This is a genomic window from Geodermatophilus sp. SYSU D00663 (assembly GCF_054050655.1).
Map to the genome: position 1 here is coordinate 108,478 of NZ_JBJGZT010000014.1, position 17,774 is coordinate 126,251.

The window sequence follows — 17,774 nt, forward strand, 5'->3', positions numbered from 1 at the left end:
ATCGAGTCGTGTCGATACAAACACACCGTGACCTCGCCGTGACCCCGAGTGCGGCGTGTCCGCGCGTGACACGCCGTGTGCGCTGTGTCACGCGCGGCTGCTGTGTTTACGCCGTGGTCCTCCGGGGGACATGACCTCATCCGGCGTGGAGCAGCCCGCGCCGGTCCGACGAGACCGCCGGGCCGACGCCCCCACGCCAGGTGCCCGCGTGAGCACACTCCGCGGGCAGTGTCGCGACCCACCGGCGCGACGCACCGCACGACGGCTTCACCGCGACCCTCCGCCCCTGGAGGTGCACCCGGATCGGCCGGCGTGGTCCCATGATCGTCCCGTGCCGCGCGCGGGGGCGGCCGGTCGTGCGCCGGCCGAGCACCGACAGGAAGGACCGATGCCTCGATGGCACAGCCCGAGCGCTTCCCGCGGCACCTCCCGCGGGCCGGCACGGCCGCGCAGCCGACGGCACTCCCCGTCGGCCGCGTCCGGCCGCTGACCGCGGCGACGCTCGAGCAGCACGGGGCCCGGCTCACCGTCCCCACCTACGACCGGGCGGCGCTGATCCCGTCGGTCGTGCACCTGAGCGTCGGCGGGTTCTCCCGCGCCCACCAGCTCATCTACTTCGACGAGGTCGCCCAGCAGCGGATCTCCGCGGAGTGGGGCGTCGTGGGCGTCGGCCTGCGCGCCCGGCGGCTGCGGGAGGCCCTCGCGCCGCAGGACAACCTCTACACCGTGGTCGAGCGCAGCCCCGACGGCGAGCGCGCCCGGGTGGTCGGCGTCCTCACCGACTACCTGTTCGCCCCCGACGCCCCGGACGCGGTCCTCGACCGGCTCAGCGACCCGCGCACCCGCGTGGTCACCATGACGATCACCGGCGCCGGGTACCTGCTCGACCCCACCACCGGCGTCTTCGCCCCCGACGACGACGTCCGGCACGACCTCGCGCACCCCGGCGCCCCGCGCACCGTCTTCGGCTTCCTCGTCGAGGCCCTCGACCGCCGCCGCCGGGCCGGCACGGCGCCGTTCACCGTCGTCTCCTGCGACAACCTGCACCGCAACGGCGACGCCACCCGCACCGCCGTCACCGGGTTCGCCGCGCTGCGCGACGAGGTCCTCGCCCGGTGGATCACCGACCGCGTCGCCTTCCCCAGCAGCATGGTCGACCGGATCACCCCGCAGACGACGCCCGAGGAGCGCGAGGCGCTCGCCCGCCGGCACGGGATCGACGACCGCTGGCCGGTCGTCACCGAGCCGTTCTCCCAGTGGGTGATCGAGGACTCCTTCTGCAACGGCCGCCCGCCGCTGGACGCGGTCGGCGTCCGGTTCGTCCGCGACGTCACCGACCACGAGCTGATGAAGACCCGGCTGCTCAACGCCAGCCACTCCGCGCTCGGCTACCTCGGCACGCTGGCCGGGCACGAGCGGATCGACGTGCTCATGGGCGACCCGGTGTTCGCCGCGTACGCCGCCCGGCTCATGGACGACGAGGTCACCCCGTTGATCCCCGTGCCGGAGGGCATCGACCTCGACGAGTACAAGGCCACGCTGCTGCAGCGCTTCGCCAACCCGGCCATCGCCGACCGGCTGTCCCGGCTGTGCCGCCGCGGGTCCACCAAGCTGCCGCACCACCTGCTGCCCTCGCTGCGCCAGGCCCTGGCCGAGGACCGCCCGCACGCGCTGCTGACCCTGGCCCTCGCCGGCTGGGTCCGCTACCTGCAGCAGGTCGACGAGCACGGCCGGTCGCTGCCGATCGAGGACGACCGCGGGCCGCACCTGCAGGCCCTGGCCCGCGCCGGCGGCGACGACCCGCGCCTGCTGCTGACCGACGAGCCGGTCTTCGGCGACCTCGGCTCGGTCCCCGGGTTCCCCGACGAACTCGCCGACGCCGTGCGCCGGCTCCGGTGCGACGGCGTCCGCGAGACCGTCGCCGCCGCCACCGCCGCGAGCGCCCGGTGAGCGCGCCCCGCACCGGCGGGGCGGCCGCGGTCCTCCCCCGCGACGTCGTCGCGGGCCTGACCGCGCTGCTGTGCGACGCCGACGGCAACCTGTTCCCCTCCGAAGAGCCGGCCTTCGTCGCCTCCGCCGAGGTCACCAACCGCTTCCTCGCCGAGCTCGGCGACGAGCGCCGGTACACCCCGGAGGAGCTGCGCCTGGCCACCACCGGGATGAACTTCCGGACGACGTCGCGCCGGCTGGCCGCCGAGGCCGGCCGTCCCGAGGTCGACGTCGAGCCGTGGGTGGCCGAGGAGAAGCGCGCGGTCACCGCCTACCTGGGCGAGCACCTGCGCCCGCACGGGCCGACGAACGCCGCCCTCAGCGCGCTCGCCCCGCACCTGCGACTGGCCGCGGTGAGCTCCAGCGCGCTGGCCCGGCTCGCCGCCTGCTTCACCGCCACGGACCTGGACGCGCTGATCCCGCCGTCGGCCCGGTTCAGCGCCGAGGACTCGCTGCCGGTGCCCACGAGCAAGCCCGACCCGGCGGTGTACCTGTACGCCTGCGAGCGCCTGGGGATCGCCCCCGGGCAGGGCCTCGCCGTGGAGGACTCCGTCCCGGGGGCACTCTCCGCGGTCCGCGCGGGTTGTCCCACGGTGGGGAACCTGCTGTTCGTCCAGCCCGCCGAGCGCGCCGAGCGCGAGGCCGCGCTGTGGGAGGCCGGCGTGCTCGCCGTCGTCTCGTCCTGGCAGGAGCTCGCCGACCTGCTGCTGCCCGTCCTGACCGGAGGTGGTCGATGAGGATCGTCTACACCAGCTTCCGCGGCCTGTTCTCCGACAGCCCGCGCGCCGTCTACGAGGCGCTGGTGGCGCGCGGCGACGACGTCACGCACACGTGGCTGACCGCGCCGGTCGCCGAGTCCGCCTTCCCGGCCGACGTCGAGACCGTCCCGTTCGGCAGCCCGGAGAGCATCGCCGCGCTCGAGGCCGCCGACGTCGTCGTGTCCAACGACCACGTGCCGCTGGACTGGGAGAAGCGCCCGGACGCCTTCTACCTGCAGACCTGGCACGGCACCCCGCTCAAGCGGATCCACAACGACGTCCTCTGGGCGCCGGAGGGCCGGCTGGCCTACCTGGAGCACGACATCGCCCGCTGGGACGCGATGCTCTCCCCCAACCCCTACAGCACCGGCCGGTTCCGCCAGGCCTTCGGCTTCCGCGGGCCGGTGCACGAGACCGGCTACCCCCGCAACGACCTGCTCTCCAGCCCCGAGCGGGACGCGGTGCGCGCGCGGGTGCGGGCCGGGCTCGGGATCGACGACGACGCCCGCGTCGTCCTCTACACACCCACCTGGCGCGACGACCTGGTCTTCGAGGGCACCGGGGAGCGCGACTTCGACTTCCCGGTCGACCTCGCGGACTTCACCGACCGGCTCGGCAAGGACCACGTGCTGCTGCTGCGGCTGCACAACATGGTCTCCGACCGGCTCGAGTCGATCGACGGGATGCCGGTGCAGGACGTGTCGTCGTACCCGGACATCCGCGACCTGTACCTGGCCGCCGACGTGCTGGTCACCGACTACTCGTCGACGATGTTCGACTTCGCGGTCACCGGGAAGCCGATCGTGCTGTTCCCCTACGACCTCGACGAGTACCGCGACCGGCTGCGCGGCTTCTACGTGGACCTCGAGGAGGTCGCGCCCGGGCCGATCGTGACGACCAGCGGTGAGCTGGTCGACGCGCTCGCCGACCTGGACGCCGTCACCGCGGAGCACGCCGACCGCTACCGGTCCTTCCGCGAGACCTACACCGCCCTGGAGGACGGCAACGCCACCGGGCGCGTCCTCGACCTGTTCTTCCCGCCCGGCGGCCCCGCCGGCGCGGCTGACCCGACCCGAGGAGGGGACGACAGTGCGCATCGCTGACCTCGTGCAGACCCGAGTGCCCGGCCGCAGGACCGGAGCAGTCCAGCCGGCCGCCCGCACGCAGCCCTTCCCGCCGCAGGTGGTCATCCTGGCCGCCGGGATGGGCACCCGGCTGGGGCGCCCGCTGCCCAAGCCGCTGACCCCGCTGGTGGACGGCCGCAGCATCCTGCACCGCCAGCTGGACACGCTCGCGCAGGTCTTCGGCCCCGCCGTCGACGTCACCGCCGTCGTCGGGTTCCAGTGCGAGCTGCTCATGCAGGCCGCGCCCGACCTGCGCTTCGCCTACAACCCGCACTTCGCGCGGACCAACACCTCCAAGAGCCTGCTGCGCGGCCTGCGCACCACCCGCGAGGGCGGCGTGCTGTGGCTCAACGGCGACGTCGTCTTCGACGCCGCCGTGCTGGAGGCCGTGCTGCCCGCGCTGCAGGCCGACGAGAGCTTCGTGTGCGTCGACACCTCCACCGTCGCCGACGAGGAGGTCAAGTACACCCTCGACGGGGAGGGTTACATCGCCGAGCTGTCCAAGACGGTGAAGGGCGGCCTGGGCGAGGCCGTGGGCATCAACTACGTCTCCTCGGCCGACAAGGCCGTGCTGGTCGAGCACCTCGACGGCTGCGGCGACCAGGACTACTTCGAGCGCGGCATGGAGACGGCGATCATCGAGGCCGGCGTGCGCTTCCGGCCGGTGGACATCTCGCGGTGGGCCGCCGTCGAGGTCGACTTCGAGGCCGACCTGGACCGGGCCAACGAGATGCTCTCCGGTGCGCGCCCGCACCTGCACCCGGTGCCGGACGGGACCGCCTAGCCGGAACGGCCCCCGGGCCCCGGCCGGTCAGGCGACCGGCTGGGGCTGCGGGGCGGGGTCCTGCGGGCGGGCCCGCTCCGGGTCGCGGAAGCGCCGGGCGGCGGCCAGCCCGCCGACGACGAGACCGGCACCACCGGCCACGAGCACGGCGACCGCCACCCGGGCCAGCAGCTCCGGGCCGCCGGTGGCGACGTGCGCGCTCCACAGCACGTCGACGTCGGGCAGGCCCTGCACCAGCAGCAGCCAGCCGAGCACGACCGCGCACAGCCCGGCCACGACCCCGCGGCCGCGCCGGGCGGCGACCCGGCCGAGCACCGCCACCAGCGCCGCGGTGACCGCCGGCAGCAGCGCGGACACCACCGCCGCCGCGTGCGAGGACACCGTCACCGGGGGCTCGGGCGTGCTCGCCGCGTGCCAGAGCGCGGCGGCGCCGCCCGCGACCAGCGCCCAGCCCAGCGGCCGCGGCGACCGGGCCAGCAGGCCGGCGGCCGCGACGGCGGCGGCCAGCGCGAGGTGCAGCCCCCAGGTGAGCGCCGTCGGCGGCGGCGGGCTCCAGGTGAGCACCCCGCGCACGGTCAGCGCGGTGTCGCCGTGCCGCATCGGGACGGTCCAGGCGAACACCGTCTGCGCCTGGTCGGGGTCGGCCGCGACCGCCGGCGGCAGCTGCCCCTCGGTCATCCAGTGCGTGCGGTGGTCGTGCCAGGTGTAGTGCGGCTCGGTGGAGACGCGCACCCACTCCGGCTCGGCCCGCGGGTCGGCGTCCGCGGGCAGGGTGACCCGGCCGAAGCGGTCGAGGTTGATGTAGGTGGCCGGGCTGTGCGCGTTGCGCCAGACGCCGTCCGGACCGATCCGCAGGTAGGGCTCGTCGGAGTAGCCCGGCACGGCCACCTCGGTGCCGGTGGTGTTCACCAGCTCCAGGGAGTCCCCGAACTCCAGCACCCGGACGCTCACCCCGGGCACCGGCGGCTGCACCGAGGTGACCCGGCCGTCGAAGTCGCTGCCGGCGACCTCCCCGCCGACGTGCGCCTGCGCCGGCCCGGCGAGGGCCAGCGTGGCCAGCACGCCGAGCAGGACGACCAGCAGCCGCGCGCCGGCGGCCCGGCCCCGCTGCACGGCGCCGCTCACGCGCCGTCGGCGACCAGGGCCAGGTCGCCGGCGATGTCCCGCGCGGTGTTGCCGGCGTCGAACGCGACGTGCGCCTGGTCGTCGGCGCCGTAGAGCAGCAGCAGCGAGCTGTGCAGCCGGCCGTCCTCCTCGGCCAGCGGCACGCCGGCCGACAGCTGCGCCTGGTCGATCGCGTCCTGGTCGCCGGTCAGCCCGACGAACTGCGTGGACAGGTCGGCGTCGAACCGGTCCAGGTACTCCCCCAGCACCTGCGGGGTGTCGGTGGCCGGGTCGGTGGTCACGAACACCACCTGCACCTGCTCGGCCAGCGCCGGGTCGGTGTCGCGCAGGGCGAGGGCGACGTCGGCCATCGTCGTCGGGCAGATGTCGGGGCAGTTCGTGTAGCCGAAGAACAGCAGCGTCGGGCGCCCCGCCGTGACGGACGCGAAGTCGTAGGACGCGCCGGTCTGGTCGGTCAGGGTGAACGCGGGCCGCTGGTAGGGGTCGGGCAGGTCGAGGCCGGCGTAGGTGTCGTCGGGCCCCTCCACCGTGGCGAGGGAGCCGCCGGAGTGGTCCCCGTCGGCGTGGGAGTGGCCCTCGGCGGCCGCCGCCTGGTCCCCGTCGTCGGAGCCGCAGGCGGACAGCGCCAGGCCGGCGGCGAGGAGCAGCGCGGCGCTCCGGCCGCGTCCGGGAGCGGTCACGAGGACACGGTACGTCGGCCGGCGCGGTATCCGAGGGCGACGCCCGCGACCCCGACGGCCAGCGCCAGGATGGCGAGGAACAGCGCCAGCCCGGCCGGCGCGTTGCTCACCTCGGCGTCGTGGGCGTGCTCGTCCGTGGCGGCCGCGGTGTCGGTGGCCGCGCCGTCCCCGGACGAGGCGGCGGTCAGCGTCAGGGTCGGCGCCGGGTTCGCCGGCTCCTCCTGGCCCTCGACGGTCGGCTCGATCCACGCCGACTCGGTGCCGTCGCTGTAGGTCTGCACCGTGGGGAACGACAGCGTGTCGGCGTCCGGGAACGGGCCGCCGGACAGCGAGAACTCCTGGAACTGGCCGGGCGCGATCCCGCCGCCGGCGTCGGCGCGGAACTCGACCACCGACACGTAGCTGGTGATCTCCGTCCCGTGGTCGTCGGCCGGCGAGGAGAGCTCGGCGGAGGTCGTGACGACCGACCAGCCCGGCACCGGCATCGTCCGCAGCGAGGCCAGCGCCTCGTCCTCCGGGATCGAGATGCGCACCGAGACGGTGCTCGCGGTGTCGCTCTCGTTGGGCACCCGGAAGGTCAGCTTCCCGTAGCCGCCGGCGGCGGCGTCGGCCGACGAGACCGTCACGTGCGCCGACGCGGTGGCGGCGACCACGACGGACGCGACCAGGGCGGTCAGCACGGCGGCCAGGACGACACCGGCACGGGCCAGCGGTCGCAGGATGAGGGACACGGTTCTCCTTCTGTCGATCCGGGGAGGGGTCTCAGCGCACCGGGAACTCGGTGCTCGCGGTGGTGGCGGTGAACTCGCCGAGCCGGACGCTGACGGCGACGGTCCAGGTGCCGGCGCCCGGGATCGACATCCCGTCGGCCACCCAGTGGCCGGGGCCGGCGGGCTCGAGGTCGACGTCGAGCGGGCCGATCTCCTGCTCGGGCTCGGTGAGCGTCACGCGCAGGTCGGCCGGCTGGGCCAGCCGGCCGTCGTCGTCGAACAGGTAGAGGTGCAGCGTGTTGGCGCCCGGACGGGCCGGGTCGATCGACAGCTGGACGCTGCCGGACTCCCCCGCCGACGACTGCAGCGGCAGGGTGACGTCGACCGGCTGGGCGGCCGTCGCGCGGGCCGGCGGGGTGCCCACCAGCATCGCGGACAGCACCAGCACGGCGGCGGCGACGGCGGCCTCGACCAGGACCGTGCGGCGCAGCGGCGCGACGTCCTCGACGGCGCCGCGGGCCTGCACCGCGGCGCGGGCGCGGGCGGCCTCGGCGACCGCCGGCTCCTCGGCGCCGGCGCCGGGGGCGGCGAAGGCGTGCGCGGTCACCCGGCGGCGGCCGCCCGGCCGCGGGCGGGTGAGGCCGAGGTGCTGCTGCACCCACACCCGCGAGACGCCGGCGGCGGCCAGCAGCAGCAGGACCAGCGCGAGCTTGGCCAGCAGGATCCAGCCGTAGGTGGTGGAGACCAGCGCGGCCGGCGAGCCGACCTCGCGCACCGACTGGACGACGCCGGTGACCACCAGCGCGGCCACCGAGCCGGAGGCGATCCGCGACCAGCGCGGCAGCGCCGCGGCCAGCTCCCCGGCCTCGACGCCGGGCCGCACCAGGCCGGCCAGCAGCGCGGCCAGCCCGCCCAGCCACAGGGCCATGGCCGCGACGTGCACCGCGGTGACGGCGGTGGCGAGCACCGGGACGCTGCCGGCCACCGGGTGCCCGACCGCCGCGGTGGTGAGGACGACGCCGGCGCCGAGGACGGCCACGCCCACCGTCTCCGGCGGCTGCGGCGCGGCCGCGCGGCGCCACAGCGGCACCAGCAGCGCGGCGAGCAGCAGCGCGAGCGCGCCGCGGCCGAGCGTGGTCAGTCCGTAGGCCGAGGAGCCGGTGGTGGACAGCAGCGCCGGGTCGAGCAGCGACCTCAGTCCCACCCCGCCCGCGTACGGGCCCTGCAGCAGGAAGGTGAGCACCGCGGCCCCGGCGACCGTCGCCAGCCCGGCCGTGGTCAGCCTCCGCATCCGCCGCGAGGCCCAGCCGGCCGGCCAGCACAGCAGCAGGAACGCCGGGACGCCCAGGCCCACGGCCTCCCCGGCGAACCCGAGGGCGCGCGCGGCCGGCAGCGCGGTGGCGACGAACGGGTCGGCGTCGGGGTCGGTGGCGACCGCCCCGGCGTCGGCGAGCTCGCCGTCGCCGACGACGAAGGCGTAGGCCCCGCTGACCGGGTGCGAGTCCGCGGAGATCACCCGGTAGGTGACGACGTAGCTGGCGTCGGGCAGGTCGCCGCGCAGCGGGACGGTGACAGTGTCGTCCTGCACCGACGCGGCGCCGGTGTCCACGCGCTCGCCGTCGTCGCCGAGGACGCGGGCGTAGCCGGCCCCGAGGGACACGCCCTCGGTGAAGCGCAGGGTGACCTGGCCGGGCGCCGCGTCGAGGCGGGCACCCTCCCCCGGGTCGGTGGAGACCAGCTCGGCGTGCGCGGCGGCGGGGCCGGCGGTGGCCACGCCGAGGCCGAGCCAGCCGGCGAGCAGCACGAGCAGCAGCAGGGCCGGCCGCGACGAGCGGCGTGCCGGGACGGCGGTGCTCACGCGACCACCCGCCGGGCCGCCGCGGGCGCGGCCGCCCGTCGCGGCCGCTGCCGCCAGGCGACCACGGCGATGAGCACGACGCCGGCGAGCAGCAGCAGGTGCGCGGCGGCGCGGTCGGCGTGCACGTGCCCGGCCTGCAGGTCGCGCACCGTGGTGACGGTCAGCAGGACGGTGAAGGTGGCGAGGAACGGCAGCGCACCCGCGGCCAGCCGGGGCGCGGCGGCGACGGCGAGGAAGGCGGCCGCGACGGCGAGGTTCCACGCGCCGGTCTCGTGCGCCACGTGCACCGGCGCGCTCATCGCCGCGGTGCCGCCGGACAGCGCCGGCCACGCCAGGCCGGCCTGCGCCACGCCCACGGCCAGCAGGGCCAGCCGCAGCGCCGACCGCACCAGCCGGGCGCGCGCGGCGGCCGCGGTGCCGGGCAGCTGCCGCGGCAGCGCGCCGAGGACGGCGGCGGTGAGGTCGGGCACCGGTGGCGCGGGGGCCAGCCGCGCCCGGCGGGTCACCGCCTCCGCTGCGTCGGCCCACCCGGCGCACGCGGGGCACGCGGCGAGGTGGCGGTCGAGGTCGGCGGCGGGCACGCCGAGCGGCTCGCCGTCGAGTCGCGCGGAGACCGCCTCGCGGAAGGGGGCACACTGCATGTCGTCGTAGTCGTCACGGAGGGCCCGTCCGGTTCCCGGGACCGGCCCGGATGTGACGGAGGGAACACGTGGACGAGCTCGAGCGGGTCGCGGCGGCCGCCGTCGACGGCGACCCCCTCGCCGCGGCCACCCTCGTGCGGTCCACCCAGTCCGACGTCTGGCGGCTGTGCGCCGCGCTCGGCGACCGGAACTCCGCCGACGACCTGACCCAGGAGACCTACGCCCGCGCCTTCGCCACGCTGCACCGCTTCGAGGGCCGCTCCTCGCTGCGGACGTGGCTGCTGGCGATCGCCCGGCGGGTCTGCGCCGACGCCGTCCGCTCGCGGCGCCGCCGTCGGCTGACCCTGGTCCGCGACGACACCGACCTGGAGGCCCTCGGCCGCGGCGACGACGCCGACCGGGTGGGCGAGGGCGCCGCCGTCACCGACCTGCTGGCCCGGCTGGACCCCGACCGCCGGGAGGCCTTCGCGCTGACCCAGCTGCTCGGGCTCTCCTACGCCGAGGCCGCCGAGGTGGCCGGTTGCCCGGTGGGCACGATCCGCTCGCGGGTCGCCCGGGCCCGCGCCGACCTGGTCGAGGCGCTCGGCGGGGGCGTGCTGGAGGGGCCGGACGCGGCCCGCGGGTGAACCTGCGCTGAACCGCGCGTGAACGGGTACCTATGCTGCCCGACGGCCGTGCGACCGCTCATCCGCGGCGGGCGCCCTCCCGAACCCCGCCGATCCGGAGCCCCTTCGTGCCCTTCAGCCTGACCCCCAAGGACCAGAGCTTCTACACCCTGTTCAGCGACTCCGCGCAGAACCTGGTGGCGGCCACCGACGTCCTGGGCGAGTTCATCCACGACCACGCCCGCCGCAGGGAGCTCGCCGACCGGCTGCGCGACCTCGAGCACGCCGGTGACCAGTCGACGCACGCGATCTTCCGGCAGCTGAACTCCAGCTTCGTGACGCCGTTCGACCGCGAGGACATCTACAGCCTGGCCAGCCACCTCGACGACGTCATGGACTACGTGGAGGCCGCCGCCGACCTCGTCGTCCTCACCGGGCTGGGCACCCTGCCGGCGGAGATGAGCCAGCAGACGGCGCTGCTGCAGCGCGCCGCGGAGACCACCGCCGAGGCGATGCCGCGGCTGCAGACGATGAAGGGCCTCCCCGACTACTGGATCGAGGTCAACCGCATCGAGAACGAGGCCGACAAGCTGTACCGGCGGCTGCTGTCCCGGCTCTACAGCGGCGAGTTCGAGGCGCTGGAGGTCCTCCGGCTCAAGGAGGTGGCCGACCAGCTCGAGGAGGCCGCCGACGCGTTCGAGAAGGTGGCCAACGTCGTCGAGTCCATCGCGGTCAAGGAGTCCTGAGCGTCGATGGACGCGGCCTTCGTCGCGCTGGTGGTCATCGTCGTCGTCGCCCTGGCGTTCGACTACACCAACGGGTTCCACGACGCCGCCAACGCCATCGCCGTCGCCGTCTCCACCAAGGCGCTGACGCCGCGGGTGGCGCTGGCGCTGGCGGCGGTGATGAACCTGGTCGGCGCCCTGCTGTCCACCGAGGTCGCCAAGACCGTCGGCGCCGGGATCATCGAGGCGCCGACCGGGACCGGCGGGCTGGAGATCGTCTTCGCCGCGCTGGTCGGCGCGATCGTGTGGAACCTCGTCACCTGGTACTTCGGGTTGCCCTCGTCGTCCTCGCACGCGCTGATCGGCGGCCTGGTGGGCGCCGCGATCGCCGCGGCCCACGACGTCCAGTGGCTGGGCGTCGTCGACAAGGTCGTCATCCCGATGGTCGTGTCGCCGCTGGTCGGCTTCGGCCTCGGCTACCTGTTCATGCTCGCCATCCTGTGGACCTTCCGGCGGGCCAACGTCACCCGCGCCAACCGCGGCTTCCGCTACGCGCAGATCGTCAGCTCCGCCACCATGGCCCTCGGCCACGGCCTGCAGGACGCCCAGAAGACGATGGGGATCATCACGCTGGCGCTGTTCACCGCCGGCGAGATCGACGACTTCGAGGTGCCGCTGTGGGTCGTGCTCGCCGCGGCGCTCGCCATCAGCGCGGGCACCTACGCGGGCGGCTTCCGCATCATGCGCACCCTGGGGCGGCGGATCATCCAGCTCACCCCGGCCGGCGGCTTCGCCGCCCAGACCGTGGCCTCCGGCGTCATGGTGACGACGGCGACGGTCTTCGCCGTGCCGGTCTCGACCACGCACATCACGACGACGTCGATCATGGGCGTCGGGTCGACGCGGCGGCTGTCGGCGGTCCGCTGGGGCGTGGCCGGCAACATCGTCGTCGCGTGGATCGTCACCCTGCCGGCCGCCGGGGCGGTGGCCGCGCTGGCGTACCTCCTCACCGGCCTCCTCGTCGGCTGACGCCGCCGCTCCCCTGACCGAGGGGGCACCCCGCGGGGCGCTCGCGGGGTGACCTCCGTCTCGTCGACCCCCCGCTGGCATATCCCGATCGATCTGGTAGACATAGACCCCGTGGCGGCGACGGCGGTGCTCCTGGTGGGGCGGATCCACGTCGACCTGCTGCGCGTCTGCACGGCCACCTGTCCGGGCCGCTGACGCCCGCGCCCTCCGGGGCGCCCCTCCCCCTCGCACGACCCGCGCCGAGTCGCGCCCTGACGCGTGCCCGCGGCCCGCCTCCCAGCCGGACAGGAGCCCCCACCCCCGTGAAGACCCTCATCGTGCTCGCCCTCGCCGGGCTGGGCGCCCAGCTCGTCGACGGCAGCCTGGGCATGGCCTACGGCGTCACCTCGACGACGTTGCTGCTGGCCTTCGGCACCAACCCCGCCGCCGCCTCGGCGACCGTGCACTTCGCCGAGATCGGCACCAGCCTGATGTCGGGCGTCGCCCACTGGAAGTTCGGCAACGTCGACTGGAAGGTCGTGGCCAAGGTCGGCGTCCCCGGCGCCGTCGGTGCCTTCGCCGGCGCACACGTCCTCTCCAGCCTCTCCACCGAGGTCGCCGCCCCGGTGATGTCGCTCATCCTGCTGGCGCTCGGCGTCTACCTGCTCGTCCGCTTCACCCTGCGGGGCGTCGACCGCCGCAACATCGGCAGGCCGGTGCGCAAGCGCTTCCTGGCCCCGCTCGGCCTGGTGGCCGGCTTCGTCGACGCCACCGGCGGCGGCGGCTGGGGCCCGGTCGGGACGCCGGCGCTACTCGCCAGCGGCCGCATGGAGCCGCGCAAGGTCATCGGCTCGATCGACACCTCCGAGTTCCTCGTCGCGCTGGCCGCCAGCCTGGGCTTCCTCCTCGCACTCGGGTCGCAGGGCATCGACTTCGTGTGGGCCCTGGGCCTGCTCGCCGGCGGCCTGGTGGCCGCGCCGATCGCCGCGTGGCTGGTGCGTCACGTGCCGCCGCGGCTGCTCGGCTCCCTGGTCGGCGGCATGATCGTCCTGACCAACACCCGCACGCTGCTGCGCAGCGACTGGATCGACGCCTCCGACCCGGTCCGCTACTCGGTCTACGCGGTCATCTACCTGGTCTGGGCCGCCGCCGTCGCGCACTCCTTCCTCCAGTACCGCAAGGACCGCGCGCAGGAGTCGGCCGACGCCCTCGCCGCTGAGGCCGCCCGCCTGGCCGAGGACGAGCACCTGCACTCCCCGGACGCGGCGGACGTCGCGGACCTCGAGCGCAGCCTCCGCGCCGGCCGCCCCGCCGACCCGCGGGACTAGGCAACGCCGTGCAGGAGGCCCCGTCCGGCAACCGCCGGGCGGGGCCTCCCGTCGTCTCAGCGGCCGGCCAGCAGCGTCGCCTCGAGCTCCTCGGGGAGGCCGGGCTCGGGCAGGCCGTGCGGCGTGGGCAGCCGCTCGGGGTCCTGCCGCAGCCAGGCCCAGGTGTCGGCGACGGTGTCGCGGACCGGCCGGCTGGGAAGCCCCAGCGCCCGCGCGCGGGCCGTGTCGACGTCCCACGCCGTCGCCGCCGTCTCCCGGGGCAGCCAGAACGGCAGGTGCAGCCAGGGCTCCACGCCGGCGGCCAGCAGGTCCTCCTCCGGCACCGGGACGAGCTCCGCGTCGCTGCCGGTGACCTCCCGGCACGTCTCCAGCAGCCCGCCCAGGGTCGTCATCCCGGCCGGGCCGGTGGCGTTGACGGGACCGGCCTGCCCGCGCGCGGCCATCTCGACCAGCCAGCCGGCCAGGTCGCGGACGTCGACCAGCGCGATCGGCTGCTCCAGCGCGTCGGGGACGACGACGCGGCCGCCGCGGGCGATCCGCTGCAGCCACCACGGCAGCCGGCGGACGTTGTCGTGCGGACCGAGGATCAGGCCCGCGCGGGCGGTGAGGAACCGCCCGGGCAGCGCCGCGCCCAGCACCCGTTCCGCGTACGCCTTGTTCGGGCCGTAGTCGTCGTCGGGGGTGTCCCAGGTGGGGCCGTCCTCGCCGCGGACCGGGCCCGGCGGCCAGGTCGAGTAGGCGTTGAGGCTGCTGACGAACGCGTACGCCCGCACGCCGGCCAGGGCGGCCGCGGCGTGGTCGGCGGCCGGGCGGGTCTGGCAGGAGGTGTCGACGACGACCTCCGGCGTCCAGCCGTCCAGGGCGCGCGGGAGGGCGGCGGGGTCGTCGCGGTCGCCGTGCAGCGGGCGGACGCCGTCGGGCGGCGCGCCGGTGACGCCGCGGCTGAACGCGGCGACCTCGTGGCCGCGGTCGAGCGCCGCCGTCGCCACGTGCCGGCCGAGGAAGTGGGTGCCGCCGAGGACGAGGAGTCGCACGGGCCCACCCCAGCGGAGCCGCTCCCCCGCCGTCCACCCGGTTCGCGGACGGCGCAAGGACCCGGGCGTCCTCGACTCGGGCGGCCCCGTCCCGGGTCCCGCCCCGAGCGTGCGGAGGGCGGGGAGGACGGGGCCCTCCTAGACCGCCCGGGTGACCACCGGGAGGTCGGGCACCTGCGGCAGCGGCTGGGAGCGGGCCGCGGCGAGCACCATCTGCGGCGACCGCGGCAGGCCCCGCCGGGTGCACAGCCGCAGCGCGCGCACGCCGGTGATGACGTCGGTCTCCGGCGGGACGACCAGCAGGTCCGCGCGCCGGTTGCCGCCGGCCCAGCTCAGGCACACGACGCCGGGGTCCATGCTGCGGAACCCGCCGGTGCGCACCACCCGGCCGTCGACGACGACCTTGCGCGGCGCCGGCAGCCACGAGTCCAGCGCGTAGGTGAACCGCTCGACCCGCACGCCGCGGCGGTCGAGCGCGGCGATCAGCTCGGGCACCTCGACGGCGAGGTCGCGACCGCGCGGGAACCAGGCCCCGTCGAAGGCGTTCTCCCCCGACCCGGCGTCGGCCCGCAGGCTCACGCGGACGTCGATGCCGCCACGGAAGCCCCCCGTGGTCCCCGTCGCCTCCGTCGTCGTCATCAGCAGTCCCGCCTCCCGCTCAGCGTGCTGCAGGCCCGCGTCCGGGCCCACCGGGCGACGGTAGGTCGGCGCGCCGCGGGATCCCCGCGCGCCGCGGCCGGGCCTGTCGCGCCCGGACGGCCGGTCATCACCGCCGGTCACGATCCGGTGACGGCAGCCCGCGGGCACTTCCGCGCAGACGCGCAGGAGCCCCCGTCCGGCGGACCGGACGGGGGCTCGGCGAGGCGTGCACCCCCGCGGGAGTGCACGGGTGGCTCACGCCTTGGGCTTGCGGTTCTTCGCCTTGCCGCGCTCGTTCTGGTCGAGGATGACCTTCCGCACGCGGACGGCGGCCGGCGTCACCTCGACGCACTCGTCCTCGGCACAGAACTCCAGCGCCTGCTCGAGGTTGAGGACCTTCGGCGGCACCAGGCGCTCGAGCTCCTCCGCGGTCGAGGACCGCATGTTGGTGAGCTTCTTCTCCTTGGTGATGTTGACGTCCATGTCGTCGGGCCGGGAGTTCTCCCCGACGATCATGCCCTCGTACACCTCGGTGCCCGGCGTGACCATCATCTGGCCGCGCTCCTGCAGCGAGAACATCGCGTACGACGTCGCCACGCCCTGCCGGTCGGCCACCAGCGAGCCGGTCGGGCGGGCGCGCATGTCACCCATCCACGGCTCGTAGCCCTCGAGGTTGTGGTTGAGGACGCCGGTGCCGCGGGTCTCGGTGAGGAACTCGGTGCGGAACCCGATGAGGCCGCGCGAGGGGACGACGTACTCCATCCGCGCCCAGCCGGTGTCGTGGTGCACCAGGTTCTCCATGCGCCCGCGACGGGAGGCCAGCGCCTGGGTCAGCGTCCCGACGTACTCGCCCGGGGTGTCGATGGTGACCCGCTCGACCGGCTCGTGGAGCTTGCCGTCGATCTCCTTGGTGACCACCTGCGGGCGGCCGACGGTGAGCTCGAACTCCTCGCGGCGCAGCTGCTCGACGAGGATGGCCAGCGCCAGCTCGCCGCGGCCCTGCATCTCCCAGGTGTCGGGGCGCTCGGTGGGCAGCATGCGCACCGAGACGTTGCCGACCAGCTCCTGGTCGAGGCGGTTCTTGATCAGCCGGGCGGTGAGCTTCTTGCCGCTCCTGCCCGAGATCGGCGAGGTGTTGATGCCGATGGTGATCGAGATCGACGGCTCGTCGACGGTGAGGGGCGGCAGCGGCCGCGGGTCGTTCGGGTCGGCGAGGGTGTCGCCGATCATGACGTCCTCGATGCCGGCGATGGCGACGAGGTCGCCGGGGCCGGCGCTGTCGGCCGGGGTGCGGGTGAGGCCCTCGGTGACCAGCAGCTCGGTGATCTTGACGTTCTTGACACTGCCGTCGGTGCGGCACCAGGCGACGGTCTGGCCGTTCTTCATCGTGCCGGAGTGGATGCGCAGCAACGCCAGCCGGCCGAGGTAGGGCGAGGCGTCGAGGTTGGTGACCTGCGCGCGCAGCGGCTCCTCGGCGTCGTAGGTCGGCGCCGGGATGGTCTCCAGCAGCGTCGTGACCAGCGGCGCGAGGTCGGGGCTGTCGGGGCTGGTGCCGTCGGCGGGCCGGGTGAGCGACGCCCGCCCCTCCTTGCCGTTGCAGTAGACGATCGGGAACTCGAGGGCGTCGGTGTCCAGGCCGTTGTCCTCGAGCAGCTCCATGAACAGCTCGTAGGTCTCGTCGACGACCTCGGCGATGCGCGCGTCGGACCGGTCGGTCTTGTTGACCACCAGGATCACCGGCATCCCCTTGCCGAGCGCCTTGCGGAGCACGAAGCGGGTCTGCGGCAGCGGGCCCTCGGAGGAGTCCACGAGCAGCACGACGCCGTCGACCATCGACAGGCCGCGCTCGACCTCGCCGCCGAAGTCGGCGTGGCCGGGGGTGTCGACGATGTTCACCGTCACCGGGTTGCCGTTCTCGTCGGCCAGGCGGATGGCGGTGTTCTTGGCCAGGATGGTGATGCCGCGCTCGCGCTCGAGGTCCATCGAGTCCATGACGCGGTCCTGCGTCGTGTCGGCGTCGGTCCCCTCGCCCTTGGCGCGGCCGAGCGCACCGGCCTGGCGGAGGAGGGCGTCGACCAGGGTGGTCTTGCCGTGGTCGACGTGGGCGATGATCGCCACGTTGCGCAGGTCGTCGCGGGTGGGCATGCGGAAGGGCACCTCGGGGAGAGTCAGGGGGATCCCGCGGCGGCAGCGCTCGCGGTGCTCCGTACAACGGCCGCCGGGGTCGCGACCTTCCCACCCAGCTTAGGGGCTCAGCGCCCGGGGACCTCCGCCTGCGGCCGGTCCGCCACCGCGTACGTCACCCCTGCGGCGGCGATCGTGACCAGACTCACCGCCAGCCAGGCCGGCAACCCGGCGCCGAGGGCCAGCACGTGCGCCAGGACGAACGCGCCGACGTAGAGCGCGCCGAGCCCGAGGGCGACCGCCACGCCGCGGCGCTGCACCCACAGCCAGGCCGCGCCCAGCCCGCCGGCGAGGAACACCGCCCCGCCCAGCGCCCGGACGCCGGTGCCCTGCGCGACGCCGAAGCCGGCCGCCAGCCCGACGGCGACGAGGACGGCGGAGGACAGCCGGGTGCGGGCGCGGGTCAGCACGGACGTCGTCATGCCCCCAGTGTCCCCGGAGGGGCACCGCACGATCAGGTGGGCTGATCGTGCGGCGTCCTGGCCGACCGTGGGAGCTGAGCCAGGACGCGCGGAGGTGAGCCAGGACGCGCGGAGGTGGGCCCGGACGCGCGAGGGCCCCGGACGCGCAGCTGCGCGTCCG

The 17,774-nt window shown here is 75.4% G+C and carries 17 protein-coding genes; 8 read left to right on the forward strand and 9 right to left on the reverse strand.

The window, feature by feature from the left end; translation table 11 throughout:
* Positions 1 to 396: 396 nt before the first annotated feature.
* Genes ACI79Z_RS13050 through ACI79Z_RS13065 form a run of 4 tightly spaced genes read left to right on the forward strand, consistent with a single transcriptional unit; the run spans position 397 to position 4,655 of the window.
* Positions 397 to 1,950, forward strand: a complete 1,554-nt coding sequence (locus ACI79Z_RS13050) for a mannitol dehydrogenase family protein (RefSeq protein WP_387985971.1) — start codon at positions 397 to 399, stop codon at positions 1,948 to 1,950.
* A complete protein-coding gene (locus ACI79Z_RS13055; protein ID WP_456902868.1) occupies positions 1,947 to 2,726 on the forward strand; it encodes an HAD family hydrolase in 780 nt (259 codons plus the stop codon). The genes ACI79Z_RS13050 and ACI79Z_RS13055 overlap by 4 nt, the downstream gene beginning before the upstream one ends.
* Complete coding sequence (locus ACI79Z_RS13060) at positions 2,723 to 3,850, forward strand: CDP-glycerol glycerophosphotransferase family protein (RefSeq protein ID WP_456902869.1); 1,128 nt, start codon at positions 2,723 to 2,725, stop codon at positions 3,848 to 3,850. Before ACI79Z_RS13055 ends, ACI79Z_RS13060 begins: the two co-directional genes overlap by 4 nt.
* Positions 3,837 to 4,655 carry a phosphocholine cytidylyltransferase family protein gene (locus tag ACI79Z_RS13065; RefSeq protein WP_456902870.1) on the forward strand — a complete coding sequence of 273 codons (819 nt, stop codon included), beginning with the start codon at positions 3,837 to 3,839 and terminating at the stop codon, positions 4,653 to 4,655. Before ACI79Z_RS13060 ends, ACI79Z_RS13065 begins: the two co-directional genes overlap by 14 nt.
* A 27-nt stretch (positions 4,656 to 4,682) precedes the next feature.
* On the opposite strand, the gene ACI79Z_RS13070 is transcribed toward ACI79Z_RS13065, so the two are convergent.
* Genes ACI79Z_RS13070 through ACI79Z_RS13090 form a run of 5 tightly spaced genes read right to left on the reverse strand, consistent with a single transcriptional unit; the run spans position 4,683 to position 9,669 of the window.
* Complete coding sequence (locus ACI79Z_RS13070; protein WP_456902871.1) at positions 4,683 to 5,780, reverse strand: hypothetical protein; 1,098 nt, start codon at positions 5,778 to 5,780, stop codon at positions 4,683 to 4,685.
* The gene (locus tag ACI79Z_RS13075) at positions 5,777 to 6,460 is read right to left on the reverse strand and encodes an SCO family protein (RefSeq protein WP_456902872.1); all 684 of its coding nucleotides are present in this window, start codon (positions 6,458 to 6,460) and stop codon (positions 5,777 to 5,779) included. Before ACI79Z_RS13075 ends, ACI79Z_RS13070 begins: the two co-directional genes overlap by 4 nt.
* Positions 6,457 to 7,191, reverse strand: coding sequence for a YcnI family protein (locus tag ACI79Z_RS13080; RefSeq protein ID WP_387985988.1), 735 nt, complete (start codon positions 7,189 to 7,191; stop codon positions 6,457 to 6,459). The genes ACI79Z_RS13075 and ACI79Z_RS13080 overlap by 4 nt, the downstream gene beginning before the upstream one ends.
* A gap of 31 nt (positions 7,192 to 7,222) precedes the next feature.
* A complete protein-coding gene (locus ACI79Z_RS13085; RefSeq protein WP_456902873.1) occupies positions 7,223 to 9,028 on the reverse strand; it encodes a copper resistance CopC/CopD family protein in 1,806 nt (601 codons plus the stop codon).
* Positions 9,025 to 9,669: a zf-HC2 domain-containing protein gene (locus ACI79Z_RS13090; RefSeq protein WP_456902874.1), complete on the reverse strand. Its 645-nt coding sequence runs from the start codon at positions 9,667 to 9,669 to the stop codon at positions 9,025 to 9,027. Before ACI79Z_RS13090 ends, ACI79Z_RS13085 begins: the two co-directional genes overlap by 4 nt.
* A gap of 68 nt (positions 9,670 to 9,737) precedes the next feature.
* Between ACI79Z_RS13090 and ACI79Z_RS13095 the strand changes: the two genes are divergently transcribed.
* The 4 genes from ACI79Z_RS13095 to ACI79Z_RS13110 all read left to right on the forward strand — a co-directional run bounded on the left by ACI79Z_RS13095 (position 9,738) and on the right by ACI79Z_RS13110 (position 13,335).
* Positions 9,738 to 10,295 carry a sigma-70 family RNA polymerase sigma factor gene (locus ACI79Z_RS13095; protein WP_456902875.1) on the forward strand — a complete coding sequence of 186 codons (558 nt, stop codon included), beginning with the start codon at positions 9,738 to 9,740 and terminating at the stop codon, positions 10,293 to 10,295.
* Between the two features lie 107 nt (positions 10,296 to 10,402).
* On the forward strand, positions 10,403 to 11,020 hold the full coding sequence (locus ACI79Z_RS13100; protein ID WP_387985999.1) for a DUF47 domain-containing protein: 618 nt from the start codon (positions 10,403 to 10,405) through the stop codon (positions 11,018 to 11,020).
* A gap of 6 nt (positions 11,021 to 11,026) precedes the next feature.
* Positions 11,027 to 12,028, forward strand: a complete 1,002-nt coding sequence (locus tag ACI79Z_RS13105; protein ID WP_456902876.1) for an anion permease — start codon at positions 11,027 to 11,029, stop codon at positions 12,026 to 12,028.
* A 302-nt stretch (positions 12,029 to 12,330) separates the two neighbouring features.
* Positions 12,331 to 13,335 (forward strand): sulfite exporter TauE/SafE family protein, encoded by a 1,005-nt coding sequence (locus ACI79Z_RS13110; RefSeq protein ID WP_387986004.1) that lies wholly within the window; start codon positions 12,331 to 12,333, stop codon positions 13,333 to 13,335.
* A 56-nt stretch (positions 13,336 to 13,391) separates the two neighbouring features.
* Here the strand turns inward: ACI79Z_RS13110 and ACI79Z_RS13115 are convergent, their stop codons facing one another.
* The 4 genes from ACI79Z_RS13115 to ACI79Z_RS13130 form a co-directional block, all read right to left on the reverse strand.
* Positions 13,392 to 14,369 carry an NAD-dependent epimerase/dehydratase family protein gene (locus tag ACI79Z_RS13115; RefSeq protein WP_456902877.1) on the reverse strand — a complete coding sequence of 326 codons (978 nt, stop codon included), beginning with the start codon at positions 14,367 to 14,369 and terminating at the stop codon, positions 13,392 to 13,394.
* Between the two features lie 138 nt (positions 14,370 to 14,507).
* Positions 14,508 to 15,059: a DUF5994 family protein gene (locus ACI79Z_RS13120; protein WP_387986009.1), complete on the reverse strand. Its 552-nt coding sequence runs from the start codon at positions 15,057 to 15,059 to the stop codon at positions 14,508 to 14,510.
* Positions 15,060 to 15,263: 204 nt separating this feature from the next.
* Complete coding sequence (typA, locus tag ACI79Z_RS13125; RefSeq protein ID WP_387986011.1) at positions 15,264 to 17,153, reverse strand: translational GTPase TypA; 1,890 nt, start codon at positions 17,151 to 17,153, stop codon at positions 15,264 to 15,266.
* Positions 17,154 to 17,260: 107 nt separating this feature from the next.
* On the reverse strand, positions 17,261 to 17,614 hold the full coding sequence (locus ACI79Z_RS13130) for a hypothetical protein (RefSeq protein WP_387986013.1): 354 nt from the start codon (positions 17,612 to 17,614) through the stop codon (positions 17,261 to 17,263).
* Positions 17,615 to 17,774 lie beyond the last annotated feature (160 nt).

Excerpts from the sequence above, each read along its gene's own strand:
- ACI79Z_RS13050 (WP_387985971.1), top strand. The coding sequence starts at position 397 with ATGGCACAGCCCGAGCGCTTCCCGCGGCACCTCCCGCGGGCCGGCACG.
- ACI79Z_RS13060 (WP_456902869.1), top strand. The coding sequence starts at position 2,723 with ATGAGGATCGTCTACACCAGCTTCCGCGGCCTGTTCTCCGACAGCCCG.
- ACI79Z_RS13090 (WP_456902874.1), bottom strand. The coding sequence starts at position 9,669 with ATGCAGTGTGCCCCCTTCCGCGAGGCGGTCTCCGCGCGACTCGACGGC.
- ACI79Z_RS13105 (WP_456902876.1), top strand. The coding sequence starts at position 11,027 with ATGGACGCGGCCTTCGTCGCGCTGGTGGTCATCGTCGTCGTCGCCCTG.
- typA (WP_387986011.1), bottom strand. The coding sequence starts at position 17,153 with ATGCCCACCCGCGACGACCTGCGCAACGTGGCGATCATCGCCCACGTC.
- ACI79Z_RS13130 (WP_387986013.1), bottom strand. The coding sequence starts at position 17,614 with ATGACGACGTCCGTGCTGACCCGCGCCCGCACCCGGCTGTCCTCCGCC.